Raw genomic sequence first — 6,611 nt, 5'->3', positions numbered from 1 at the left:
AAACAGATGTCTTTCTACCTATTTTACCGGAATTAGCCAAAACGCTTGAAGTTGGTCCTATTGGAGAAGAAACATTCATTTGTGGTAAACGCGGGAAAAAAATACCCAAAAAAAGCTTCGGAATTACATTTTATAATGCTTGTACCCAAGCAGGTATCAAAAAATCAGCACATGGCTTAAGAAAATTAGCAGCAACACGCGCAGCAAATTCGGGTGCAACGGTATCGCAATTGAAAGCACTCTTTGGCTGGACAAATGACAGTATGGCATCTCTTTATACCAAGAGCGCAGATCGCAAAAAACTCTCCCTTGAATCGATACAAAAGCTCCAAAAAAGTTAGGGATAGAGATAAAAAAACATAATAGAATCAATAAGCACCTAATCCCTTACTACAAATATAACTTTTTGATTTAATCATTATTTGTTACCGTTGCTAGAAATAACAATGAAATCAAGGGGGATAATTTGTTAATAGGCTTGGTGTTATGTCAAAATATCAGCGATGAGATTGCTTTTTGGTTGTTTTAGAAATGAAATAATGAGCTCAAATATTGATGAATGAAACGGAAGGTTTAAATTGAAAATATTAATTCCAGATGACTATCAAAAAGCCACCCTAACATTACAGTCTATTACAAAATTAATGAAATCGCATGAAGTGCTGGTTATAAATAATTTAGCTAAAGAATGTGATTTAGAAGATAAGCTCAAAGAGATAGATATTCTTATCTTAATCAGAGAGCGGACTATAGTTGATAGAAATCTTCTCCTGAAACTGCCAAATTTAAAATTAATCTGCCAAACAGGCCCTATAGGTTCACATATTGATATAGAAGCTTGTAGAGACTTAGGAATTGAAATATTAGACGGTGGTGGAGATCCAACTTCTGCTGCTGAATTTGCCTGGCTCTTAATTATGTCTGCGCGTAGAAAACTCTATAAATCTGTGTCTGATATGAAAAAAGGACGATGGCAAACAACATTTGGCAACCAAATGAAAGGGGCTACTCTTGGAATATTCGGGTTTGGCCGTATTGGTAAAATGGTTGCTCAATATGCTCAAGCTTTTGGCATGTCCATTTTGGTTTATGGGAGCGAGCGTTCAACGCAAGAAGCAAAAAATTTAGGTTATCATTTTACGCATTCAAAAGATGAATTTTTTACACGTCCTGACATTATATCTGTCCATTTACGTTTAAGCGATAAAACCAGAGAAATCATAAAATTAGATAATCTATTGAGCATGAAACCACATGCTATTTTTGTTAACACAGCGCGTTCAGCTTTGGTTGAAAAAGGGGCGATAGAAAAAATACTAAGTTTGGAAAATTCAACTTACTTTGCACTGGATGTTTATGACAGCGAGCCAGTATATGAGAGCAAATTATTGCAATCAGATAGAGTTCTTTGCACACCGCATCTGGGCTATGTGACTGAAGAAAGCTTTGAGAATTATTTTGAAAAAGCTTGCCAAAATATAGCTTCTTTTATAAAGAGCGCTTAATGCCGGCTGAGCCAATGTTTGTAAAATTTATCTTATATCGCTAGCGTATCAAATTTGCACGACACATAATAGCTTATTTCCTTAAATTAAGCATATTCCTTAGTTTTCATATTAATACCAATAGTATGGACAGATTTTTATGTAATCAGCATAAAATACACAATTTATTATTGCAATCATTAAAAAAGGCTACCTCATTGGAATACACTTTAATTGGAGGGGGCTGAGTGAGCAATAATAAATTTATAGAAAAAATTATTATAGATGGATTGTATTGCTTGTTGCCACTATCGCTCAAGCATCAGCCTGCTTCTTTGTTCAAGGGATTGGTCCTTTAGCTAAATTTTTTAAGAAAGATTTCTCGCTTAGTAACTCTCAGATAGGTTTGCTGTCTTCAGCAGCGCAGTTCCTACCTATTATTGGCTTACTTGTAGCTGGTGAATTACTAGACAAGTTTAACGAGCGCTATATTATTGGAGTTGGCGCGATCGGCGTTTCTGTCGCTCTTTTGTTGGGAGCAATCGCAGATAACTATATTTCCCTTTTGGTTTGTTTGCTAATTATAGGGGGATTTATAGTTCTGCTCAACTCGGTAGTGCTAAATCTGTTTCTTCATGGTTTCCACAATCGCAGCGCGGATTTGCAATGGGAATAAGGCAGGCGGGGTTAACATTAGGTTGTGGGGGCATTAGCTGGGTATAGTTATTCCTGCTAGTGTGCTTGTCTATGGCATACAAGGTGCGTTTTGGTCGGTGCCATAGTTTCTTTTTTAGGGGGATGTATATTTATTATTTTTTATCACTCACCAGCAAAAGTTATCGCTATCGTTCCAAAAAGCAAGGCAAGAATTTCGTTCTATGCAAATGTAAGATCTCGTCTTGCAATGTTGGCTGCGCCTCATATGAAGAATATTATTTTTCCAAGCGTTTCACTTGTGATCGTTCAATATGTTTTAACCATTTTTATAACGATCTATTTTTATAGAATCTATCACCTGTCTCTAGATAAAAGTGCTTATTTATTTTTTGTTTCACAGGCTTCTGGTGCCTTAGGAAGAATTATTTTAGCAGCGTAGTGTGATCATTGTAAAAAAGGACAATTTTTTCCTGTCTTGTTTTGCATGATTGCAGTCGTTTTTGGATTTTTAATATTAATTTTGGGCATAAGTGGATCCATAATTTATTTAACTATTTTATCTGCTTGGTTAGTTTTTTGGGAATGGAATGGTATGGCCCTTGGGCTGCTTATATTGTAGACTCTTAAGCCGAAAGAAAGCGTTGTGTTTTCTCTGGGTTTAGCAATATCTGTAAATCAAATCGCAATTATTACTACTCCACCATTATTTGGATTAATCCAAGATTTTACAGACACTTATTTACTAACATGGCTGATTTTAATTATTGTTTTTTCACTTTTTTAATAAAAAAGTAGGGAAATATAATTGGGGGAAATTATAATGATAAATGGAAAATACTTTTTAGTTGAGCAATGTCGAAAGAGACAAACTTTGAGAGGCTTTAGACCATGTTATTTATGATCCATACGGTGGTATTGAATATTCGGTTGAGTTAAAAAAATAGCATTTTCGCTGCTACCACATAGAATATTGACAATTCTTATGAACCAAAAGGTGTCTATTACCCCTAGACCATATTTAATCTTTGAAAACCTTCCTGTTGATAGACAAATTAATATGTCACCTAATCCTTACAATTTAGATGCGTCTTGTAAAAGTGGCTATATTAGCGAAAATTTAATTATGATGTTTTCTTTATTGATCGGAGAGCCTTATTCAATTAAGTTTGAAGGCGAACATATAGTAAATAACCTAGTTCTTTTAGAGGATAATAAAAAAGATTATACAGGATTAGGATCTGAAGTTGAGTTAGATTTTCATATGAAAATGCTGCACTAAAATTTATAACGGATTTAAATTTATCTCCTAAAGGGGATACTTTTATCTGGTGTTCGCAATGGTGTTGATGGTCCGTTAACGATGATGCACGTCTAGCTTTAAAACTTTTAAGTGAGGAGGATTTGAGGAGCTTCAGGGATAATTTATATATAATTAATGTTCCCTATAGATGGAGAAAAAATGGGGTAACTTCTACAAGTAAAGTGCCCCTCGTTCAAGGGGACGGTGAATTCCCAGATATCAGCGCTGTTTTTTATCCAGGCATGTTAGAGCCACAGTCAAAAAAAGCCAAGGAAGCTTTAGATCATTTTTATGAAGCTATTAAGGCTATATCTTTTGGAATTGATGTACAACCAGGAAGATTATTATACATTGATAATAGAATGGCCCTACACTCTAGAGATAAATTTTTTGGATCATTTGATAGTTATGAAAATCCAATGCGATGGATTCAAAGAGTGTTTGTGTCTGCAGATTTATGGAATCATAGATATATAGAACAAATAAAAGAAAGAATATTTAATTTTCAATGTTAATATCCTGATAATGATATGATGTTGAGTATTATTCTGGTTTATATATTGACGATACATCTCATATGTATAGGTTTCTCCCGCATAATCATACCTGATTATAAGCTATGGTGACCTATTGGTTTTCTATGGCTGCATTTGATTTTTGTTATTTTTTCCCTTCCTTTCAAACCGCTAGGGGGATTTTCCTATCAAGCCCCTGAAAGAGCTATTTGGAGTAATTTCATAATGCAAAACCAAAACATAGTAACAAACTTTTCTATTGTTTTCATAGGCATAATGGCTTGCATGGTTGCACCCTTCAAGCAGTGTGGCTTTTTTTCTTGCACGATGAAATCATTCATATATGAGACAACATAATTAATTTATAACAGATAATTCAATGTATTATCTAAAAAATGCAACGAAATAGCTATTAATGTGAACATATGAATTAAAAAAACAAACATCGCGTACAAATAAATTCAAACATAATTGTGCACACGACTTATAACATTTTTTAGATGAACAAATAATAATACACCCCATGTCTTTAAACAAAGAATGAAAATCATAAAATGAGCTCTAAGGATAATAGAAACTCTCCACAAAGAAGAGACAGAGATGAAGACTCCAAAGACTTCATCATCACCATCCTTCACCATTTTGTTAACATATTCATTTTATACAAGAATCTTTCCCTCGGAAGAAATAGCATTTGCAATAGCTTCTTCGCTTGCCTCATCGGGTAATAACATCTCATTATGAGCACATCCCGATGGGATCATAGGAAAACAGTTTTCTAAATGATAAACACGACAATCAAAAAGAACAGGCTTATCACAGTCAATCATCTGCTGAATTTTATCATCAAGTTCATCGGGTTTTGAACAATGAATTCCCACGGCTCCATAAGCTTGTGCCAATTTCACAAAGTCAGGCATAGATTCCGTATAAGAATGAGAAAGACGATTACCATGCAGCAATTGCTGCCACTGGCGGACCATTCCCATATACTGATTATTTAAAATGAAAATTTTCACCGGTGTGTCATGCTGAATAGCTGTTGCAAGCTCTTGAATATTCATCTGAATGGAGGCATCACCAGAAATACACACAACAAGCGCATCAGGATGCGCTATTTGAACACCTATAGCAGCAGGTAAACCATACCCCATCGTTCCAAGACCACCAGAAGTCATCCAATGTTTTGGTTCATCAAAATGATAATACTGCGCTGCCCACATCTGATGCTGCCCGACATCCGTTGTAATATAAGCATTCGCATCTTTGGTAAAAGCATACAGCCGTTCAAGAGCATATTGCGGCATAATGACATCTTTTTTCTCCGCATATGCTAATGAATTACGAGCCTTCCAACGGTTAATTTGCGTCCACCACGCCTCACGGACTTCACTGTTAAACGCTGGTTGCTGTATCTTTAAGAGTTGCGTCATATCTCCTAAAACACAAGCCACATCACCAATAATTGGAACTTCTGCTTTTACAATTTTATTGATAGAAGAAGGGTCAATATCAATATGAATAATACGCGCATGAGGTGCAAATGCATCAAGGCGCCCGGTGATACGATCATCAAATCGTGCTCCAACAGCTAACATGACATCACAATCATGCATGGCCATATTAGCCTCATAGGTTCCATGCATTCCAAGCATTCCAAGCCAATTTTTACCGGAAGCAGGATAAGCACCAAGTCCCATTAATGTTGAAGTAATCGGAAAATCCCCCAATTGAACCAAATTACGTAAAAGCTGTATAGCTTTCATCCCCGATGAAATAACACCACCACCAGAATAAATAATAGGGCGTTTTGCCTCAACTAAAAGAGAAACGGCAGATTCAATAGCCTTAGTATTCCCTTTCAACGATGGAAAAGAATGTAAAGACTCCTGAACTTGAGGTGCTCTATAAAATCCTGAAGCAAATTGAACATCCTTAGGAATATCAATCAAAACCGGCCCAGGACGACCTGATTGAGCAAGAAAAAAAGCTTCATGAATAATAGCCGCAAGATCATTGACATTTTTAACCAGCCAATTACGCTTCGTACAAGGCTTTGTAATTCCAACTGTATCAGCCTCTTGAAAAGCATTTGTTCCAATCACCGTTGTTGACACCTGCCCAGAAAAACAAATAAGAGGTATCGAATCCATAAGAGCATCTTGCAAAGGTGTAACAGCATTCGTTGCCCCTGGACCAGAAGTTACAAGCATAACCCCTACCTTCCCTGTGCTGCGTGCATAGCCTTCAGCTGCATGCCCTGCGGCTTGTTCATGGCGCACCAAAATATGCTGGAGTGTATCTTGGTGATAAAGAACATCAAAAATAGGCAAAACAGCCCCACCAGGATAACCAAAAATATGTTCAACGCCTTGATCTATAAGAGCTTGAACCACTATTTCAGCGCCCGACATTATTTTTCCATCTGCACTCTCTTGCTTTCTTGGATCATTTCTCATTTTTCCCACTCACCTACTTTATAGGACAATAAAAAAGCCCCTAACGGAGCCCATAAAAAAAGCCCCCAAAGGAGCCCATTACACAACACATACTGTATGATTACCCCCATTATTCCAACGTATAAAATATATAAAAAATTCCTTGTAGAGAGATTTCTAATTCCATTGATACCATTCGTCAATAAAAAATTATATT

The 6,611-nt window shown here is 36.1% G+C and carries 7 protein-coding genes; 6 read left to right on the top strand and 1 reads right to left on the bottom strand.

Annotated elements, in window-relative coordinates; translation table 11 throughout:
• The 6 genes from ACFIL3_RS06805 to ACFIL3_RS06780 form a co-directional block, all read left to right on the top strand.
• The coding region (locus tag ACFIL3_RS06805) for a tyrosine-type recombinase/integrase (RefSeq protein ID WP_375681968.1) at positions 1–341 on the top strand (341 nt) is incomplete at its 5' end.
• Between the two features lie 237 nt (positions 342–578).
• Positions 579–1,505 (top strand): D-2-hydroxyacid dehydrogenase family protein, encoded by a 927-nt coding sequence (locus tag ACFIL3_RS06800; protein WP_375628873.1) that lies wholly within the window; start codon positions 579–581, stop codon positions 1,503–1,505.
• Positions 1,506–1,779: 274 nt separating this feature from the next.
• Positions 1,780–2,160 carry an MFS transporter gene (locus tag ACFIL3_RS06795; RefSeq protein ID WP_375681967.1) on the top strand — a complete coding sequence of 127 codons (381 nt, stop codon included), beginning with the start codon at positions 1,780–1,782 and terminating at the stop codon, positions 2,158–2,160.
• A gap of 90 nt (positions 2,161–2,250) precedes the next feature.
• Complete coding sequence (locus tag ACFIL3_RS06790; protein WP_375628869.1) at positions 2,251–2,580, top strand: hypothetical protein; 330 nt, start codon at positions 2,251–2,253, stop codon at positions 2,578–2,580.
• A gap of 555 nt (positions 2,581–3,135) precedes the next feature.
• The gene (locus tag ACFIL3_RS06785; protein WP_375681966.1) at positions 3,136–3,420 is read left to right on the top strand and encodes a hypothetical protein; all 285 of its coding nucleotides are present in this window, start codon (positions 3,136–3,138) and stop codon (positions 3,418–3,420) included.
• Between the two features lie 122 nt (positions 3,421–3,542).
• Positions 3,543–3,956, top strand: a complete 414-nt coding sequence (locus ACFIL3_RS06780; protein ID WP_375628865.1) for a TauD/TfdA family dioxygenase — start codon at positions 3,543–3,545, stop codon at positions 3,954–3,956.
• A 659-nt stretch (positions 3,957–4,615) separates the two neighbouring features.
• Here the strand turns inward: ACFIL3_RS06780 and ACFIL3_RS06775 are convergent.
• Positions 4,616–6,415, bottom strand: coding sequence for an acetolactate synthase 3 large subunit (locus ACFIL3_RS06775; RefSeq protein ID WP_375613385.1), 1,800 nt, complete (start codon positions 6,413–6,415; stop codon positions 4,616–4,618).
• Between the last annotated feature and the right edge of the window lie 196 nt (positions 6,416–6,611).

This window comes from Bartonella sp. CE47NXGY (assembly GCF_042195415.1).
In the GTDB taxonomy this organism is placed as follows: Bacteria; Pseudomonadota; Alphaproteobacteria; order Rhizobiales; family Rhizobiaceae; genus Bartonella.
Note: the sequence above shows the minus strand (reverse complement) of the source record. Positions and strands in the feature narration are given on the sequence as shown.